This is a genomic window from Puia dinghuensis (assembly GCF_014642875.1).
GTDB classification, from domain to species: Bacteria; Bacteroidota; Bacteroidia; order Chitinophagales; family Chitinophagaceae; genus Puia; species Puia dinghuensis.
On record NZ_BMJC01000002.1, the window covers coordinates 149,730 to 167,245 of the forward strand.

Here is a 17,516-nt window from a genome sequence, read left to right on the forward strand (position 1 = left end):
TGGCGATGCTGACGGCAGTCAACGGCGGGGGTGATAAAAGTCATTGAAACCGGGGCGTGCAGGCGGTAGCTTCGTAAAAACGAAAGATCATGAGAAAGATAGTTGTCCCGGTGAGTTTTAGCGCCAATTCCGCCAATGCGGTCCGCTACGCCGCCGATATGGCCCTTGCCATCGGTGGGGAAGTGCATCTCGTCCATGTGCTGCAGGAGGCCAGCTATTTTTCGAAGCGGCCGATGCCGCATTTTTTGTTCGAGGAGTTGCGGGACGGCGGATATCAGTTGTTGAATGACCTGGCCAGGGAGATTAGGAGGAGAACGGCCGGGAAGGTGCCGGTGAGCACCAACCTGGAGATTGGCGACGGGGCCGACCGGTTGCGGGAATATTGCGAACGGTGCCGGCCGTTCCTGGTGGTGATGGGCGGGGGTGAAGCCTCGATAGAAGAGGGCTTCGAATCCAGTCCCATTATCCGGGCCATGCAGCGCCTCCCCTACCCGTTATTGCTGATCCCGGCTAACGCAATCTTTCATGGTGTCGGGAAAGTGGTTCTCGCCTGCGACACGGAGGATATTTATTCGGGCGTGGCATCGGTGCTGCCGTTCCTGAACGATCTGATCAGGTTGCTGGGTGCGCGGTTCGAAGTGGTGCATGTTGTCGGCGATGGAGAAAGTGCCGGGGATGCGGCAAAGGAATACGACGGCTGGAAGAAGCAACTGGCGACCTTTGAGGCACAGTTGCAGGTAGTGCGGCGGGACACGGTCGGGGATGGGATTGCCTATTACCTGGGACATCATCCCGCGGACTGGCTGCTCGTATTGCCAAAGAAACACTCGATACTGGAATTCCACAAGAGCCGGGCAAAGGAGATCGTGCTGCACTGCGCGGTGCCGGTGATGAGCCTCCACGAATAGGGTTGAATGCGTGTCAGGAGGCGAGGTGCCTATGATCAACCCTTTGATTGTTTATCTGACGAAAACGATAGGCGTCATAAAAATAGAGGAGCCCGATGGTACAGCCAATCGCACCGATAAGAATATTTATCCCAAATGGGTTATCGGTGGGGTTATGAGAGATGAGCAGGCCACAGGCGGCCAGGAGCGATCCGCCCAAAAAGTCGCCCCGCCAGCCGTGGACGGATTTTCTCAGCGAGAGGGAGGCGATCATTGTGACAAAACCCTTAGTGACGACCCAGGGCGTCACCAGGAATACAAAGATGAGGTCCGTAAAGACGGGATCGAGCACGAGCAGAAAACTAAAGAACAGGTTCACGATTGCTTCGGCCCTTATCCATCTTTTTTCCTTTGTTGTCCCGTTGCATCGAAAAGATACGGCTGTCAACAGAAGGCCGTCCAATAAGATGATCATGCCTGCGTATTTTATGGCGGGCAAATAGGTATTTTGATAGCTGGAAAGCGAAAGAATTCCGATCAGCATCCAGCCCAACGCGCTAAATACCAGGAGTTGGGAGGCGGTTATCTTTTTCATAGACTGAAGATAGCTGCCTGATTCATTTTCTCCTGTGATCTTGCTCAATCTTGGCACTGAATTTTGTCACCTGTCCCGTACGGCCGCTGCCCATAACATCATCACAATGCCCGCACCGATCGTTAAGGTCGCGCCGAAAAGAAAATAGGGACTATCCTCCCAGGCCAGTCCTGAAAGCGCCAGCAGACTCTGAATCAGCAGCAGCACTTCATTGCCGATGACTCCTGTCATCCATATCCCAAGACCGAAATGGCCCAGCGATCGCCGCATGCGAAAAATTCCGGTGCGGATCAGGAAACCCACCATAAAAAAACTGACAAAACACAGCATCACCAGGTGGAGATAGGCAATGATCACCGGCCGGTAGCCGAAGGTCAGACGCCCAAAAAAAGGGATCACCGACAGTGCCTGCAATTTGATCTTTGCCCCAAAAGCAATATAGGCGCAAAACCATAACAGGCGCTCCATTGGCCGCAATGCCAAAACCCACTTCCCGCGGCTCCTCCAGAGCAGCACCGTCAGTACCAGTAAGGCCACCCATTGCGCCAATCCGGCCACTCCCGCCACCATCCAGACCCAGCCCGCAGGGGCAGTCCACAATAAGGACAGCGTATACGCAGGAATGCACGCCCCGGCCATCAACCAGAAGAACCAGCGGCTACTGGTCGCCGGAAATACTATCCCTGCCCGCGAGGCCGAAAAAAAGAACAACGCCAGCACGCCGAACGTGAACCATCCGTTGTACTGGAAATGCAGATAAAGGTAGATCGCATTGTAGTAGAAATTCATATCTCCCAGCTCATGCGACATGCTGTAGCCCAGCAGAAACGGACCTGCGCTCGATAAGACCAGGAAAAATAATGCCGCCCGCGTACAGGCTTTCACGATACCCGGCAGTGATACTTTTAAGAGATCCATGCTGAACTGCCATGCAAACCAATAGTAAAACACTACCGACAGGGCAGAAAAGAAAATTGATACCGCGCCATATCCCTGCAACGTGAAACTAACCAGCATGCCGAAGCTGGACACCTGGTTCAGCCAAAATTGCATCTTATACACCTTCGACAACTGGCCGCCGGCTTCCACCAGCATATATACAAGAGCCGTGAACAGCACCGTCGTCACCCAACCGTTAAAAGCAAAATGGGAGTGGGCATTCAGCAAGTATTTATAGTTCACCGCCGGCAACGACCAGGTAGCCTTATACCGCAGCAAAATCCCAAGCGCTGCTACCACCCCCAGGTTAACCATACACCAGGCAACCCAGTTTCTTATCTGCTCCTGTCCCCGATCCTGCAGATGCCTACACATATACCTTCCCTTTTTCCAGCATAGACCTAAAACTATTGGATGCCGTCGCCCGGCAATCTGATCCCAGTCAGGAATATAGATGATCCTGATCAGGAAAAACAATTGACCAACCTCACCCCAATTCCTGACCTCCATCACCACCCCACTCTCCACCTGACCCTATCTTCACATACCATGCCGACATTACATCGACTTTATCTGACGGAGATCTCCAATGAGCGGGGGAAGTTCCTAAGTATCCCCGCGTCTATCTTTACAGAAGCCGACATCGTCAGGCTGCCGGAACCGGTGCAGCGCTATTTTCGGAGCTGCGGTTACCTGGGCAAGCTGAAACAATTTCATTCGCGGGTGATCTGGAAGAATGTTGCCATGCAATTTTCCCCGCATGGGAAGTGGCGGCGCCTGCAATGTAACCAATTCAACTCGGTGCCTGAGCCGGTGCGGATGATGCATCTGAAGACCAGGCTCGGGGGTATCCTTCCGTTTGAAGCTCGGGATAAATACCAGGACGGCCATGGGAATATGCTTATCCGGGCACTGAGCTTCCTTACTGTGCAGGATGTAAAGGGCCGGGAGATAGACGAGTCTGAACTGGTGACCATTCTGTCCGAGTCGCTGCTGATACCCGCCTATGCCTTGCAACCCTATATACGGTGGTCGGCGGTGGCGTCAGACCGGGCGGAAGCAACGATGGAATACAATGGAACGACCGTCAAGGGGTTGTTCTTTTTCAATAATCGCGGGGAGATGACACGGTTCGAGACCTACCACCGCTGGCGGGCGGAAAAGGGCGGCAGGTTTCAGCGGGTGCCCTGGTGTATAACTACCGGCGATTATGTCCTGCATGAGGGTATCATGCGCCCTTCCCGGGCATCGGCTGCCTGGCTGGAAGGCGGCAACTGGGTCGACTATTTCAGGGGAGAGATCGCGGGTATCGAGCCGGGAGGGGTGATATGACAATTGTCATCGTCACTGCTGAGTAGCGTCATAAGGGCCTTTAGCTATGCAATATAGTTTTACACGGCTTCCATTTATCCTCTAATTCAAATTGATGTTATGAGACAATTGCAATGGCGGGTCCGATGGGCCGCCTTACTCCTGGTATCCTTTTGCTGTCGGCCTTCGGCGAACGCGCAGCAGATCACCGTCGATTCTTCAGTATTACAGCGACTGGCGGCACTGGAACAACAGGTGGCCGATCATAAGCCCGGAGAAAGCCATTTTATGGTGGTAGGTCTTACGACCTTTGGATTTATCAGCAGCAAGACGACGGTGACGCCCCCCGGCGGAAGCGCCCAATCTACCAAGACCGTAAGCCTTGGGGATAATGGCCGTTACGAATTCAGCCCTATGCTTCTGTGGCGGCATGGAACGAAATGGCTGCTGGAGTTCGAGCCTTCTTTTACCGGAGGTTCTTCGTTAAGTGTCAACTGGGCGGATATCCACTATTTCGCCTGTCCCGGTCTACAGATAAAGGCGGGGTATTTTGTCTTGCCTTTCGGTATCTACAGCAGGCGACTGGCGGCGGGCTGGATCAACAAGCTGGCGCCCGATCCGCAAGGGATCGGCTTGCCGGGAAGTGATTTCGGTATCGGCATCAGCGGTGGGTTGCCGCTCGGAGATATGAAATGGAGCTATGATGTAAGCCTGACCAATGGGTTACAATTAATGCCCGACGGAGAGCTTCAAGGAGCCGGTATCGTCGACAACAATAACAACAAGACGGTCACCGGGCGGCTGGCCCTACTACCTTTTAGCAATTCTTCATTGGAAGTTGGGGTGTCCGGCTTGTATGGCGGAGTGGCGAATGCTGGTTCTTCATTTTACAATGCCAACGCGACCATGTATGGCGCCGATCTGAATTTTGTAAAGAGCTTCAACCCTATCCTGGTGAACATCAAGAGCCAGTACAGCCGGGTGTCGGTGGGCAGCCAGCAATATATCAAGCCAACCGACTCCAGCTCGTTTACCTTCGACAACAAGCAGACGTCCTTTTTTGCGCAGGTGTCGTTACGGCCTACCGGATTGGATAATAAAGTGCTGAAGAATTTCGAGCTGGCCTTCCGGTATGTCAATTACCAGACGCCGGAGGGATCCTTCTGGGGGTCGGACTACCATGAGGAAGACCTGGGGCTGGAGTACTGGATTTCCTGGCGCACCGTGCTTAAGTTTACTTATGGTTGGTCGAGGGGGACAGACAAGACCAATGTGAGCACGGGGGCCAATGGAACGCTGACGGATATGAACAACCTTTATTTACAATTCTCCATTCAACTTTAAACATATGCGAATCTATAATATCAGAACAGCAGCCGCCTGTGTCATCGGAGCCACAGCCATCTCGGTCGCGGTGATGCTCAACGGCTGTGCGGAAAGCCAGAAGGTGGCCGCCAAATCGGGTGCTCAACTCTGGGCCGAGAATTGCCAGCGATGCCACAACACTCCGTCACCATCCACCTTTTCGCACGAACAGTGGGTGACCATCGGGATGCACATGCAGACCAGGGCCCAGTTGACGGAGCAGGAAAAGGAAAAGATCGTCGCATTCCTATCGCAGTAAGCCGTCCCCACCACCTATAACGAGGAAGCCCCAGCGGCTTCCTTTTTTATTTCCCACCTGATCAAAGTCATCCACATTCCGCACCTAATCATCTCCGCCGGTGACAACGATCATTCACCACTAATGGCAACCGAAATACTTTTACGTCGTCAATAAAAACTGCGAATACAAATCAATCAATCATTATGAAACGTACACTTATCCTCCTATTCCCCTTGTTATCCGCGGGTCTTCTATCCTCGGCGCAGGTGCGCTATGCCGGCACCACCGTCGACCTTGTCGTCAGCGGAACATCGACTTTGCATGACTGGAACATGAAATCCGTCAAGGCAGACTGCTCCGGTGTTTTTACACTCAACAGTGCCGGGCAGATCACTTCAGTGGAAGATCTTGTCTTCAGCACTCCTGCCACAGCCCTGAAAAGCGAGCACACCAGCATGGACAATAATGCCTACAAGGCATTGAAGACAGAAAAGAATCCCTTGATCACCTTTACGGTAAGCTCGGTAAGCATTACGCCCGCCAAGGGCAGCGCGAGTACGGTCACCTGCAAGGGAAAACTGAACCTCGCAGGCTCTACGCGAGACGAACAGGTGGTTGCCCTTTGCCAGCCGAATGCCGATAACACCATTACCGTGACGGGTATTGAGAAGATCAGCATGAAAGACTTCAATATCGACCCGCCGACCTTCATGTTGGGCACGATCAAGACGGGCAATGATATCACTCTTTCCTTCACTTTATTGCTAAAACGGTCCTAATCGATTTTGCTCTTATAAATCAACAACGCATGAAAAAGATTATTACCTCGGGCCTCATCGCAGGCGTAGTCTTACTGGTCCTGAGCATCCTCGGACTATATGCTACGATCTGGTTCTTCCCCACTCTGGCGGCGCAATATTACGATCCCGCCTTCGATAGCCAATCCGGGAGGTATATGATCTATTACGCCCATCCTTTTGTGATCGGGCTCGCTCTCGCCTGGTTCTGGGATCGCTTTAAGGTAGTCCTGAAGGGTTCCTTCCTGACGCGGGGTATCGAATTCGGGTTGGCGTACGCCCTGGTCGCCATCTTCCCGGTGATGTGGCTTACCTACAGTGCGCTGAGCGTATCACTCGCGATGGTAGGTACCTGGCTGGCTTTCGGGCTGCTGCAAGGGATCATCGCGGGTCTTGTATTCGAAAAAACCAATCCTTAACCAGATAAGTCATCAGCGATGAAACCGTATTTATTCTTCCTGTTCCCTGTTTTCCTGCTGGCGGGCGCCGGCAAACCCGCGCGGGACCTGTACGTGCTGTCCAGGGAATACACGGTGACGATCGCCGGTACTTCAAACCTGCGGGACTGGAAAGAGAATGTTTGCGCAGTATCCGGCTTCATGGAAGCCGAAGGAAATGCTGACGGAAGCATAGCACTCCACTCGATCCGCATCTGCATGGATGTGTTGTCCATCAAAAGTGATATGGGTAGGGTGATGGACAACAAGACCTACGAAGCGCTCAAGGCAGCCGACCATCCCGAGATCCTGTTCACCCTGAGTGCACCAATGATCCTTACCCAGGTGAGGAATTGCGGAATTGCCATCCCCGTAAAGGGCAACCTTTCGCTGGCAGGGGTATGTAAACCGGTGACAATGCTGGTAAAGACCATTGAGATCAGCCAGGGGAAATTGCAGTTCGAAGGATATGAGAATTTACGTATGACCGATTTCGGTGTCAGGCCGCCATCGGCTCTTTTTGGAACGCTGCGGGCCTCTCCCGATATCACGATACATTTTAAAACAAATTTCATCAACAATCTATTTCAAACAACTTAAAAAATTGACAATGAAAACGCTTATCAGCCTCACACGTTCGAAAAACGCTGTCCGGCACTTGTTCACGATCACTTTACTGGCCTTTGGCCTGACTGCCGCGGCACAGCAAGGAGCAATGCAATACTATCGCCCCAACGACAAGACGGGTCTGAATGTCTTCGAGACAACCAAGAATGATACCACCTCCTTTCAAAAGCTGCACGTCAAGGTAGGCGGCAATTTCGAAGAGACCTTTCAGAACCTGTATAACAAGAATACGGCTTCATCGATGACCCTACCCGGTTACACCGGCAACGTCAACAGCCTTGAATCGCTGACTCCCGGATTCAACCTGGCCAACGCCAACCTGAACATCGACGTTCAGGTCGCCGATGGTATCCGGGTGAACCTCACCACCTACCTGGCTTCCAGGCACCATGAAAATGTCTGGGTCAAAGGCGGCTACATCCAGTTCGACAAGCTGCTCTTCCTGCACAGCGCCTTCATCGACAATATCATGAAGAGCCTGACGATCAAGGTAGGACAGTTCGACGTCAACTATGGCGACCAGGTATTTCGTCGGACAGACGGCGGCAACACCATCTACAATCCCTTTATCGAGAACTACATCATGGACGAGTTCGCCACCGAGATCGGCGGCGAGGTCATCTACCATCACAAGAGCGGTCTGTTCGCGCTGGGCGGAGTAACCAACGGCGAACTGGATCCCACCGTTCTCGGGAGCTCGAAGATCGATTCCGCCACCGGCAAGCTCAACGGCTATGATGCCGCCTGGCATGGCAAGGTTGGTTTCGACAAACAGGTGACGCCGGATCTCCGGGTACGCCTTTCCGGGTCCTTTTATACGGTCAAGAGCGCCAATAGCAACACCCTCTTCGGCGGAGACCGCACAGGGTCGCACTACTACGACGTCATGTCGAATGCCGCTATCGCCAAAGGTACCACCCTCAACGACGGGAATGACTACAACCCGTTCTCTGGCCGTCTCAACCCCGGCTTTAGCGAAGAAGTAAATACCTTTATGGGCAATGCCTTCCTTAAATATAAAGGCCTGGAACTCTTCGGCACCGCGGAGAACGCCAAAGGCAGGAACATCACGGAAAAGACGCAGCGCCAGGCGACGCAGTACGCAATCGACGTGATCTACCGGTTTACCCGTAACGAGAACTTTTGGGTAGCATTCCGCTACAATACGGTTAACGCGGCCCTGCTGGGTTATCATAACAATGTCACCATTCAACGTGAAGCCGGCTCCGTGGGCTGGTTCCTGACCCGCAATGTTATGCTGAAGGCCGAGTATGTCAACCAGGTGTATATGGGTTATCCAACCAACAATCTCCTCAACGGTGGTAAGTTCTACGGGTATTGTGTGGAAGCCTCGATCGCCTTTTAATTGGTTTATCTATTAATTACAACACAATGTTACCAAAAACGATGAAAGCGGCGGTTGTCCATGGATTCGGACAGCCGCTGCAAATAGAAGAAATGCCGGTGAAAAAACCGGGTCTCCATCAGATACTCGTAAAAGTCGTTGCCAGCGGCGTCTGTCATACCGACCTGCATGCCGTCGACGGCGACTGGCCGGTGAAACCAAAAATGCCGCTGATCCCGGGCCATGAAGCCATCGGGTATGTAGCCGCCGTAGGCCAGGACGTCACCAATGTAAAAGAAGGCGACATCGTGGGAGTGCCTTGGCTGTACAGCGCCTGTGGCTGTTGTGAATACTGTATCACCGGCTGGGAGACGCTCTGCGAACACCAGCAGAATGGCGGGTATAGTGTAGATGGCGGTTATGCCGAATACGTCATCGCCGATGCACGGTATGTCGGCAAATTTCCCGCAGGCATCGATTTCATAGGGATGGCGCCGATCATCTGCGCCGGGGTCACCGTTTATAAAGGATTGAAGGAAACAGAGGTCCGGCCCGGTCAGTGGGTCGCCATCTCCGGCATCGGCGGCCTTGGGCACCTCGCCGTTCAATACGCCAAAGCGATGGGAATGCAGGTAGCCGCCATCGATGTTGCCGACGAAAAACTGGAATTGGCAAAGCGCCTGGGCGCCAGCCTGGTGGTGAATGCTCGCAAGCAGGACCCCGGGGAATACCTGAAAAAAGAGGTCGGCGGCATGCACGGAGTACTGGTCACCGCTGTCTCTCCTATCGCCTTCAAACAAGGTCTATCCGCCCTGAGGCGTAAAGGCACTCTCTCCCTCAACGGCCTGCCCCCCGGCGGCTTCGACCTGCCGATATTCGACACCGTGCTCAACCGCTATACCGTGAGGGGAAGCATTGTCGGGACGCGGCAAGATCTGCAGGAGGCCATCGATTTTGCAGTGGCCGGACGGGTAAAGGCGACGGTGCACGCCGCAAAACTCGAGAATATCAATGCCATCTTCGCCGAAATGAAGAAGGGGGAGATCGAGGGCCGGATGGTCCTGGATATCGCAGTATGATAAAGATCATGCCTGCGCCTGTCGTTCGTCATGTTCTATTGTGAAGTATGAAATATTTTTGTTATGAGAGCAAATATTATGAAAGCGCACGTCAATCGCCAATTTATAAGAGAAATAGAGAAAGCCTTTTCTACCATTTATCCGTATCTGAGGATCGAATTCCCGAAGGATGGGATCAGGTGGATGACCGTGGAAGAGGAAGGCATCGACTCGGAACGTTGGCTGCGACAGGCGCAGGATCTCCTGAAGAGCGAGGTACATTTATCCGACGACATGACCGTCGGGGAATTGGAAGCCCGGTTACAGGAATTGTTGGCCGTCCCGGTCGCTATCTTCCGGCGCAGCGGGAAATCCTGGTTGGAGACCAAGATGACCCGGGACTGGACGCTAAAGCAACAGAACGACCATGGCCGGGAACTGGCCAATGGGATTAAATAAATTTTAAATTCATTTAGAATGAACCAGGTACTTTTTGTCGGGGCGGGAAAGGAATTTCCGCGCGGCGCCTTTACTTTCCTGCGCTGGATGCAGGAACAGGAGCCCGTGCAGGCGCTGGGGCTTTTCTTCTGCCCCTTGGATTATGAAGCCATGGCGACAGCCAGCCAATTGCCGGTGCAGGCGCCGTTCGACCGGCTCGTGGAGACGGAGAAGGAGACGGTACAGGCCAACAAGGCCATATTCGCGCGGTTGTGCGAGCAGCACTACATCAAGTATCATATCCACGAGAACTGCGAGCAATGGGATAAGCATATCCTGGTGAAGGAGAGCCGGTTTGCCGATCTGATCCTGCTGAGTGGAGAATTGTTCTATTCCGACCTCCGGATGCGTCAGCCGAACTTTCTGTTGCAGGAAGCTTTGCAGGCCGCGGAATGCCCGGTGCTGGTGATCCCTGAAGGATATACGCAATGCGATCATCTGTTCGTCGCCTATGACGGGAGCAAGGAGAGCCTTTTCGCCATGAAGCAGTTCAGCTATCTTTTCCCGCAGCTTTCCGACGTGCCGACAGAGATCGTCTATGTCAAGGACGAGCCATTCACCTCGATTCCCGACCTGGACCAGCTGCGCCAATATTGCAAGGCGCGTTTCAATTGCATCAGTTTTGCTAAATTGCAATTCAGGGCGGCGCATTATTTCTCCACCTGGATCGGCGAAAAGAAACATGTGATGCTGGTGTCCGGCAGCTATGGCCGCAACGCCTTTTCCTATTTGGCCAAACGGAGCTTTGCCGAACAGGTGATACACGAGCATAAGCTGCCCGTCTTCATTGCCCATGCCTAAAATAGCCGCAATAAAAGCCAGCTATTCTTCCAACGGAATTGGCCTTCCGTTGAAAGAACTACAGGCAAAACTCCAGTTTTCCCGCGACGGGCTGACCACCGAAGAGGCGGAGGCCCGCCTCAGGCAGTATGGATTTAATGAAATAGCCAGGGAGAAGCCATTATCCTGGTTTCGGCGGCTATGGAACCACCTTAAAAATCCATTGGTGATACTGCTTTCCATCCTGGCAGCAGTGTCGTGGATTACGGCCGACGTACCCTCGGCCATCGTCATTTTTACGATGGTCGTGCTCGGGGTGGTGCTCCGGTACTTCCAGGAAGTGAGGGCCGACAAGGCGGCACAGAAGCTTAAGGCGATGGTGAGCACGCATGCTACCGTCGTGAGGGACGGTAAGCAAACGGAGCTACCCCTGAAGCTGCTGGCGCCAGGCGACATCGTGATCCTGGGTGCGGGGGATATGATACCGGCGGATGTCCGGCTCCTCACGGCAAAAGATCTTTTTGTGAACCAGGCTACCCTCACCGGTGAGGCGCTTCCGGTGGAAAAAAGCGATAAGGAAACGAGCGCCGTTTGCGACAATCCATTAGAACTTTCCCAAAACTGTTTTTTAGGGACCAATGTCGTCAGCGGGACGGCGACCGCCATGGTGGTCCATACGGGCGACCGTACCTATTTTGGCGCCCTTGCCAGCAGCATCGCCGGAGAGCGGGAGCCGACCAGCTTTGACAAGGGCATCAACCGGTTCACCTGGCTGATGATCCAGTTCATTTTCGTGATGGTGCCCGCCGTTTTCCTTATCAATGGACTGTCCAGGCATAATTGGCTGGAAGCTTTTTTATTTGCGCTGGCGGTGGCCGTGGGCCTGACGCCGGAAATGTTACCCATGATCGTTTCGGTGAATCTTTCCAAAGGCGCGCTCGCCATGTCCCGGAAGAAGGTCATCGTCAAACGGCTGAACGCCATCCAGAATTTTGGCGCCATGGATGTACTGTGCACAGACAAGACCGGGACGATCACCCGGGGAAAGATCGTACTGGAACAGCACCTCGACGTCAGCGGCAAGGACAGCCTGAAAGTCCTCGAATACGGCTATCTCAACAGCTATTTCCATACGGGGCTCAAAAACTTGTTGGATGACGCCGTACTGGAGCATGAAGAACTCGAAACCACCCTCAACATAAGAGGATCCTATAAGAAGATAGACGAGATCCCCTTCGACTTCGAACGTAAAAGAATGTCCGTTGTGGTGGAAGACAACAATGGTTTGCACCTGCTCATCTGCAAGGGCGCCGTCGAAGGGATGCTGGATATGTGCACCAAAATAGACGACAACGGTGTAGCAAAAGCAATGCCGCCAAAAGACAGAGAAACCTGTCTGCAGTTGGTGCACCAACTGAATGGAAAAGGCTTCCGGGTAGTCGCATTGGCCTACAAACGGCTCGAAGAGATCCCAACCGAACCCGCGTATGAAATTTCCGACGAATGCGACCTGGTACTGTTGGGGTTCCTTTCTTTTTTCGACCCTCCGAAGGAAACGGCTTCGGAAGCCCTGCAAAGATTGAACAAATTGAATGTAGGAGTAAAGATCCTCACCGGCGACAACGAAGCCATCACCTGCTACATCTGCGAGCAGGTGGGCATCACCACCGAAAGAATACTCCTGGGGCCCGAGATCGAAACGATGAGCGACAAAAAATTAGCCTCTGTCGTCAACGATTATACCATCTTTGCCCGGCTTATCCCATCGCATAAGCAGCGGATCATCCGGGCATTGCAGCAAAACGGGCATGTCACCGGCTTCATGGGCGACGGCATCAACGACGCCCCTGCGTTAAAGACCGCCGACATCGGCATCTCCGTAAACACTGCGGTGGATGTGGCCAAGGAATCATCCGATATCATCCTGCTGGAAAACAGTCTCCTGGTGCTGGAGCAGGGGGTGGCGGAAGGCAGAAGCGTCTTCGGCAATATCATAAAATACATCAAGATGGCGGCCAGCTCGAATTTCGGCAACATGTTCAGCGTAGTGGGCGCCAGCGCCTTCCTGCCTTTTTTGCCGATGCTGCCGATACAGGTGATCACCAATAACCTCCTTTATGATTTTTCCCAGACGACGATCCCTACGGACAAGGTAGACGAGGACTGGCTGGTGAAGCCACGGAAGTGGACGATCGACGAATTGAAGCGGTTTATTCTGTTTATAGGGCCGGTAAGCTCGATCTTCGATTATGTAACGTTCTTTATTATGTTGTATGTATTCCATGCCCGGAACAACCCGGCATTGTTTCATACCGGCTGGTTCGTGGAATCGCTTTTTACGCAAACCCTCATTATTCACGTCATCCGTACCAACAAGATCCCTTTTATTGAAAGCCGGGCTTCGTGGCAGCTGTTGCTGAGTTCGGTGGTCATTGTGCTCATCGGCGCCTGGCTCACGGTCTCACCGCTGGCCGGAACCCTGGGTTTTGTGCCTCTCCCCACTCTATTCTGGGTCTTGCTCGGGGTCATCCTTGTTTGCTATATCGCCCTGACCCAAGTGGTGAAGAACTGGCTCATCCGCCACACTTGATCAAGTTGCCAGGCGGTAAACCAGAATTACAATACTGATAAGGAAAATGATCGAGTAGATCAGTTTATTATATTTTGCAAGCCACTCGGGAAGAAAAATATCAAAGTTTTCACGCGTCGAGTGTGAATATCTGCGGGCAATTAATGTGAGTGGACATTTCAACTTAAACAATAATAATATAATACTCTCCAGCAATACAATTCCAATGCAAATCCAAACACGGGAATCAATTCTATTGCTATACACGGCATATAACAAATAGAATATGACAACATTGAAGAATACCCATATGACTGTGTGGATCAGCTTGATGATCAAAAGCTTCAATTTTCGGTTATTTTTCTTCACTTTCTCCATTAAATAATTTACGAATGAAAACCGTAGACCATCTGATGACCTATATCACCTATCAACCTGATCTGCCTCATGATCGACAAGCCGCCATACCTTTAATTTCACCCAGCTAAACCAGGCATATATATGAAAAAAGAGTACGCAATCTTGGCCTTCCTGTTGATCTTCGGTCAGTCTATTGCCCAATCGACTAACTGGCTGGCCCCCAAAGAGGCAAACGATCTTAAGAACCCGGTAGCTGCCAATGCCGCTGACCTGGCAACCGCCAAAAGCCTGTATGTAGCCAATTGCGGCCCCTGCCATGGCGATAAGGGCAAGGGAGACGGAGTTGCAGCAGCGGGGCTAAATCCCAAGCCTGCCGACCACACTTCGGCGTCGGTACAAGCGGAAACCGATGGAGCCCTTTTCTGGAAACTTTCGGAAGGCCGTGCCCCAATGCCGGGTTATAAGAAGATCTTCTCCGACCAGCAAAGATGGCAACTGATCGCTTATATCCGGACATTAGCCAAGACGAAGAAAAAGTAGCAATTCCTGACACAAAATAAAAGCCAAAATATGAAACGTTTATTAGCCTATTTCTTTACGGCAGGCGTTGCCATTCTTGCCTTCCAATGCGGATCAAAGCGGCAAACCAACCAGAATCCGGCCACCGGGGAGAGCACAGCTACCAAGACGACTAGGGATACCCTCGTGATGATGGCAGGAATCAATTCCAAGGGAATAGGACGATTTCAGCATATCCAGTTGACTCACCCGCTCGATGAGCAGATGGCCGCCAGGGGTCACGCCATCTATCAGTCCAAGTGTTTCGCCTGCCACAAACTTACCAACGAATTGTTGGTAGGCCCGGGCTGGGCGGGCGTTACCGACAGAAGAACTCCTGAATGGATCCTCAATTGGATCACGAACACCAAGGTAATGCTGGATAAGGACCTGGCGGCCCAGGCTGACTTGGCGATTTGTCTGATACGGATGCCAAATCAGGACCTCACGGATCAGCAGGCCCGGGACGTACTTGAATTCATGAGAAAAAACGATGGTAAAAAATAGTGGCCATCATGACCAATTTCATCCCCGCGCCTGACGCAAGTCCTGAGGCCGTCTCAAAAATATTGAGGCGGCCTCTGTTTGTGTTCATAGCGACGCGAGCGTAACTGGTTCGAACTGCCAAAAAACTGACAAAAGTCACATTTTGAAGTGACCAATTTCAACGCTTCAAAGAGCCTTATATAATAATTTTGCGCCATGAAAAATTCTCCGGCGCCGGAAGATAATCTGTACTATACGCATGACCATGAATGGGTCCGTTTCCAGGGACAAATTGCTTATGTAGGCATCTGCACATTCAAATTAACGGGTATCAGGCAAATCCACGATGTTGAATTTACAAGCACGGAAGCAATGAAAAAGCGTGGGGAAATAGTAGCAGTCCTGCATTATGAATCATACAGGATCCCCATTCATATGCCCGTCGACGGCGAGATCCTCGGCTTCAACGAGAAGCTCTCCGGCGAGAACCGAAATATTTTTCTCCAGCAGTCCGAACAAAATAAATGGGTGGCTTTAATTGTCCCCGCTATTCCTCATCAAAACGATGGCTTGTTATCCCCGGAACAATACCAAACGAAAACCAAGCCCTTTATCTGACCGTTTATCTTATGCCATCAACCACTTCGCCCCATCCATTGGATCACTGGTTCCGTTCGGACACAAATTTGAACAGCGTATACCCGAAAAAGATCCAATTATTAGCCTCACAGCACTGGACGCCATTGCATATTACCGAAATGGCAGCCGAATTCCTTACGCCCGAAAAAAATGCCAAAATACTGGATATCGGCAGCGGAGTAGGAAAATTCTGCCTGGGGGCCGCATACCTCAAACCGGAGGCCTATTTCTTTGGGGTGGAACAGCGGAGCGAGCTGGTTTCACATGCGGATTTGGCCAGGAAGCTGCTTGGATTGAAGAATGTGCGGTTCCTTAATTGCAACCTGACCCTGCTTGACTTCAGGCGTTATGACCATTTCTATTTCTTCAACTCATTTTATGAGAACCTGATCGATACCGACAAGATTGATAACAAGGTCAAATGCACGCCCGCATTGTATAATTATTATAACCAGCAGTTGTACAAAAAACTGGAAGGGCTAAAGCCCGGTACCAGGCTGGTGACCTACCATACCCTGGAAGACCACATCCCGCCGGATTATCAATTGGCGGAATCGCACTTGAGCGGTCTTTTAAAGTTCTGGATAAAAATTTTGTAAAAACAGCCCCTATATTTACTCATGCCAGCAATAACGGATAAATCCCGCCACTTAGACGATTGGTTCGTCAGCGATATTCAATTCAATCTTCTTTATCCTCCTTCCATGCAGGCCCTGGCCAGGATGCACTGGACGCCCTTGGCTGTCATAAAAAGTGCGGCGGAGTTTCTCGCCACCCGGGACGGTTCCAGGATCCTGGACATCGGAAGCGGCGTTGGAAAATTTTGCCTTTCGGCTTCCTATTATCAACCCAATGCCCTTTTTGCCGGCGTAGAACAGCGGAATAACCTGGTCGGACATGCAGTAGCCGCCCGGAGTACCCTCGGTTTGCGGAATGTGTCTTTTGTCGCCGCAAATTTTACCCAGCTGGACTTTAGCCATTACGACCATTTCTATTTCTACAATTCGTTTTTTGAAAATCTGGGAGACGCCGACAGGATAGATGACAGCATCCAATATTCTTCGTCTTTGTATCATTATTACAGCAATTATTTGCGCAGGGAGCTGGGAAAAATGCCTGCGGGCACGAGGATCGTCACCTATTGCAGCTGGCAAGATGAAATACCTCCTTCCTACGAACTTGTCCAAACAGATCTGGACGGCCTCTTAAAATACAATGTCAAAACTCGCGATTAATATAATATGCTGAAACATACCGGAGTTCGGCGTACCCACATTCATAATGTCCGGTTAGCCACTTTATTAAGCCTGACTGCGGGATTGGTCAATGCAGCGGGGTTTCTTGGGTTTTCGATCCTGACGACCAATGTCACCGGGCACGCCGCCTTATTTGCGGAAAGCGTCTCCCTGAAGGATTGGCGAACCTCGGGAGTAATAGCATTGTGGATGTCGATGTTCCTGGCGGGGGCATTCCTCTCCGGCTTCATCATCGATAAGATCGGGAGGGACCAGCGTTACTCTTATTCGATCCCCCTTTTGCTCGAGCTTGGGATCCTTGTCACCATCGCGATCATCGGCAATTATTACAAAAGCAGGCTGCATTACAGGCAGGCGTTTGCCGGAACCCTGCTGCTGGCCATGGGAATGCAAAATGCCCTGGTCTCCGTCATTTCCCGGTCTGTTGTGCGAACGACCCACTTAACCGGAACCTTCACCGATCTGGGGATCGAACTGGCAAGGCTGGCGACCGGCCGTGGCAAAGATAATACCGAGCTGAGGCCCCAAATCACGCTAAAGGTTATCATCATCCTTTCATTCATTACAGGCGCGGTGGCTGGGGCTTATGCCTTTCGGGCCGTTCATTTTTATTCCTTTTACCTGCCGGCTTTCAGCCTGGTCTATGCCTTGCTGTATGACGTCTTCAGGGTGAATGTCAAATGGTATTACCGGAAGATCGGCAAATCGATAAAAAAAGTAACCCTGGCCAGCCATCATGAAGAATACAATAAAAGATAACCTGCAAGG

The 17,516-nt window shown here is 51.9% G+C and carries 20 protein-coding genes; 18 read left to right on the forward strand and 2 right to left on the reverse strand.

Going from position 1 to position 17,516, the window contains the following annotated elements; all coding sequences use genetic code 11:
* The first annotated feature begins 89 nt into the window (after positions 1 to 89).
* Positions 90 to 908: a universal stress protein gene (locus tag IEY39_RS08805; protein ID WP_188930652.1), complete on the forward strand. Its 819-nt coding sequence runs from the start codon at positions 90 to 92 to the stop codon at positions 906 to 908.
* A gap of 13 nt (positions 909 to 921) precedes the next feature.
* On the opposite strand, the gene IEY39_RS08810 is transcribed toward IEY39_RS08805, so the two are convergent.
* Positions 922 to 1,482: an HdeD family acid-resistance protein gene (locus IEY39_RS08810; RefSeq protein ID WP_188930654.1), complete on the reverse strand. Its 561-nt coding sequence runs from the start codon at positions 1,480 to 1,482 to the stop codon at positions 922 to 924.
* Between the two features lie 66 nt (positions 1,483 to 1,548).
* Positions 1,549 to 2,796 (reverse strand): hypothetical protein, encoded by a 1,248-nt coding sequence (locus IEY39_RS08815; RefSeq protein WP_188930655.1) that lies wholly within the window; start codon positions 2,794 to 2,796, stop codon positions 1,549 to 1,551.
* A gap of 39 nt (positions 2,797 to 2,835) precedes the next feature.
* Here IEY39_RS08815 and IEY39_RS08820 point away from each other — a divergent pair, with 39 nt between their 5' ends.
* From IEY39_RS08820 to IEY39_RS08900, 17 genes are all read left to right on the forward strand, one after another.
* Positions 2,836 to 3,753 (forward strand): DUF6544 family protein, encoded by a 918-nt coding sequence (locus IEY39_RS08820; protein WP_188930657.1) that lies wholly within the window; start codon positions 2,836 to 2,838, stop codon positions 3,751 to 3,753.
* Positions 3,754 to 3,852: 99 nt separating this feature from the next.
* Positions 3,853 to 5,076 (forward strand): putative porin, encoded by a 1,224-nt coding sequence (locus IEY39_RS08825; protein WP_188930659.1) that lies wholly within the window; start codon positions 3,853 to 3,855, stop codon positions 5,074 to 5,076.
* 4 nt (positions 5,077 to 5,080) lie between these two features.
* Complete coding sequence (locus IEY39_RS08830) at positions 5,081 to 5,356, forward strand: c-type cytochrome (RefSeq protein ID WP_188930661.1); 276 nt, start codon at positions 5,081 to 5,083, stop codon at positions 5,354 to 5,356.
* 185 nt (positions 5,357 to 5,541) lie between these two features.
* Positions 5,542 to 6,117, forward strand: a complete 576-nt coding sequence (locus tag IEY39_RS08835) for a YceI family protein (protein WP_188930663.1) — start codon at positions 5,542 to 5,544, stop codon at positions 6,115 to 6,117.
* A gap of 29 nt (positions 6,118 to 6,146) precedes the next feature.
* Positions 6,147 to 6,554, forward strand: coding sequence for a hypothetical protein (locus tag IEY39_RS08840; protein ID WP_188930664.1), 408 nt, complete (start codon positions 6,147 to 6,149; stop codon positions 6,552 to 6,554).
* A gap of 18 nt (positions 6,555 to 6,572) precedes the next feature.
* The gene (locus IEY39_RS08845; protein ID WP_188930665.1) at positions 6,573 to 7,172 is read left to right on the forward strand and encodes a YceI family protein; all 600 of its coding nucleotides are present in this window, start codon (positions 6,573 to 6,575) and stop codon (positions 7,170 to 7,172) included.
* Positions 7,173 to 7,182: 10 nt separating this feature from the next.
* On the forward strand, positions 7,183 to 8,565 hold the full coding sequence (locus tag IEY39_RS08850; RefSeq protein ID WP_188930666.1) for a hypothetical protein: 1,383 nt from the start codon (positions 7,183 to 7,185) through the stop codon (positions 8,563 to 8,565).
* Between the two features lie 26 nt (positions 8,566 to 8,591).
* On the forward strand, positions 8,592 to 9,623 hold the full coding sequence (adhP, locus tag IEY39_RS08855; protein WP_188930667.1) for an alcohol dehydrogenase AdhP: 1,032 nt from the start codon (positions 8,592 to 8,594) through the stop codon (positions 9,621 to 9,623).
* 63 nt (positions 9,624 to 9,686) lie between these two features.
* Positions 9,687 to 10,061 (forward strand): hypothetical protein, encoded by a 375-nt coding sequence (locus IEY39_RS08860; RefSeq protein ID WP_188930668.1) that lies wholly within the window; start codon positions 9,687 to 9,689, stop codon positions 10,059 to 10,061.
* Between the two features lie 18 nt (positions 10,062 to 10,079).
* Entirely contained in the window at positions 10,080 to 10,901 is an 822-nt protein-coding gene (locus tag IEY39_RS08865; RefSeq protein WP_188930670.1) for a universal stress protein, read from the forward strand.
* Positions 10,894 to 13,470 carry a magnesium-translocating P-type ATPase gene (mgtA, locus tag IEY39_RS08870; RefSeq protein WP_188930671.1) on the forward strand — a complete coding sequence of 859 codons (2,577 nt, stop codon included), beginning with the start codon at positions 10,894 to 10,896 and terminating at the stop codon, positions 13,468 to 13,470. The genes IEY39_RS08865 and mgtA overlap by 8 nt, the downstream gene beginning before the upstream one ends.
* 480 nt (positions 13,471 to 13,950) lie before the next feature.
* Positions 13,951 to 14,349 (forward strand): c-type cytochrome, encoded by a 399-nt coding sequence (locus tag IEY39_RS08875; RefSeq protein ID WP_188930672.1) that lies wholly within the window; start codon positions 13,951 to 13,953, stop codon positions 14,347 to 14,349.
* A gap of 30 nt (positions 14,350 to 14,379) precedes the next feature.
* Positions 14,380 to 14,874 carry a c-type cytochrome gene (locus IEY39_RS08880; RefSeq protein WP_188930673.1) on the forward strand — a complete coding sequence of 165 codons (495 nt, stop codon included), beginning with the start codon at positions 14,380 to 14,382 and terminating at the stop codon, positions 14,872 to 14,874.
* A gap of 195 nt (positions 14,875 to 15,069) precedes the next feature.
* Entirely contained in the window at positions 15,070 to 15,471 is a 402-nt protein-coding gene (locus tag IEY39_RS08885; protein ID WP_188930674.1) for a biotin/lipoyl attachment domain-containing protein, read from the forward strand.
* An 11-nt stretch (positions 15,472 to 15,482) separates the two neighbouring features.
* Positions 15,483 to 16,091, forward strand: coding sequence for a methyltransferase domain-containing protein (locus IEY39_RS08890; protein WP_188930675.1), 609 nt, complete (start codon positions 15,483 to 15,485; stop codon positions 16,089 to 16,091).
* Between the two features lie 21 nt (positions 16,092 to 16,112).
* The gene (locus IEY39_RS08895) at positions 16,113 to 16,727 is read left to right on the forward strand and encodes a methyltransferase domain-containing protein (RefSeq protein WP_188930676.1); all 615 of its coding nucleotides are present in this window, start codon (positions 16,113 to 16,115) and stop codon (positions 16,725 to 16,727) included.
* Positions 16,728 to 16,733: 6 nt separating this feature from the next.
* A complete protein-coding gene (locus tag IEY39_RS08900; RefSeq protein WP_188930678.1) occupies positions 16,734 to 17,507 on the forward strand; it encodes a YoaK family protein in 774 nt (257 codons plus the stop codon).
* Positions 17,508 to 17,516 lie beyond the last annotated feature (9 nt).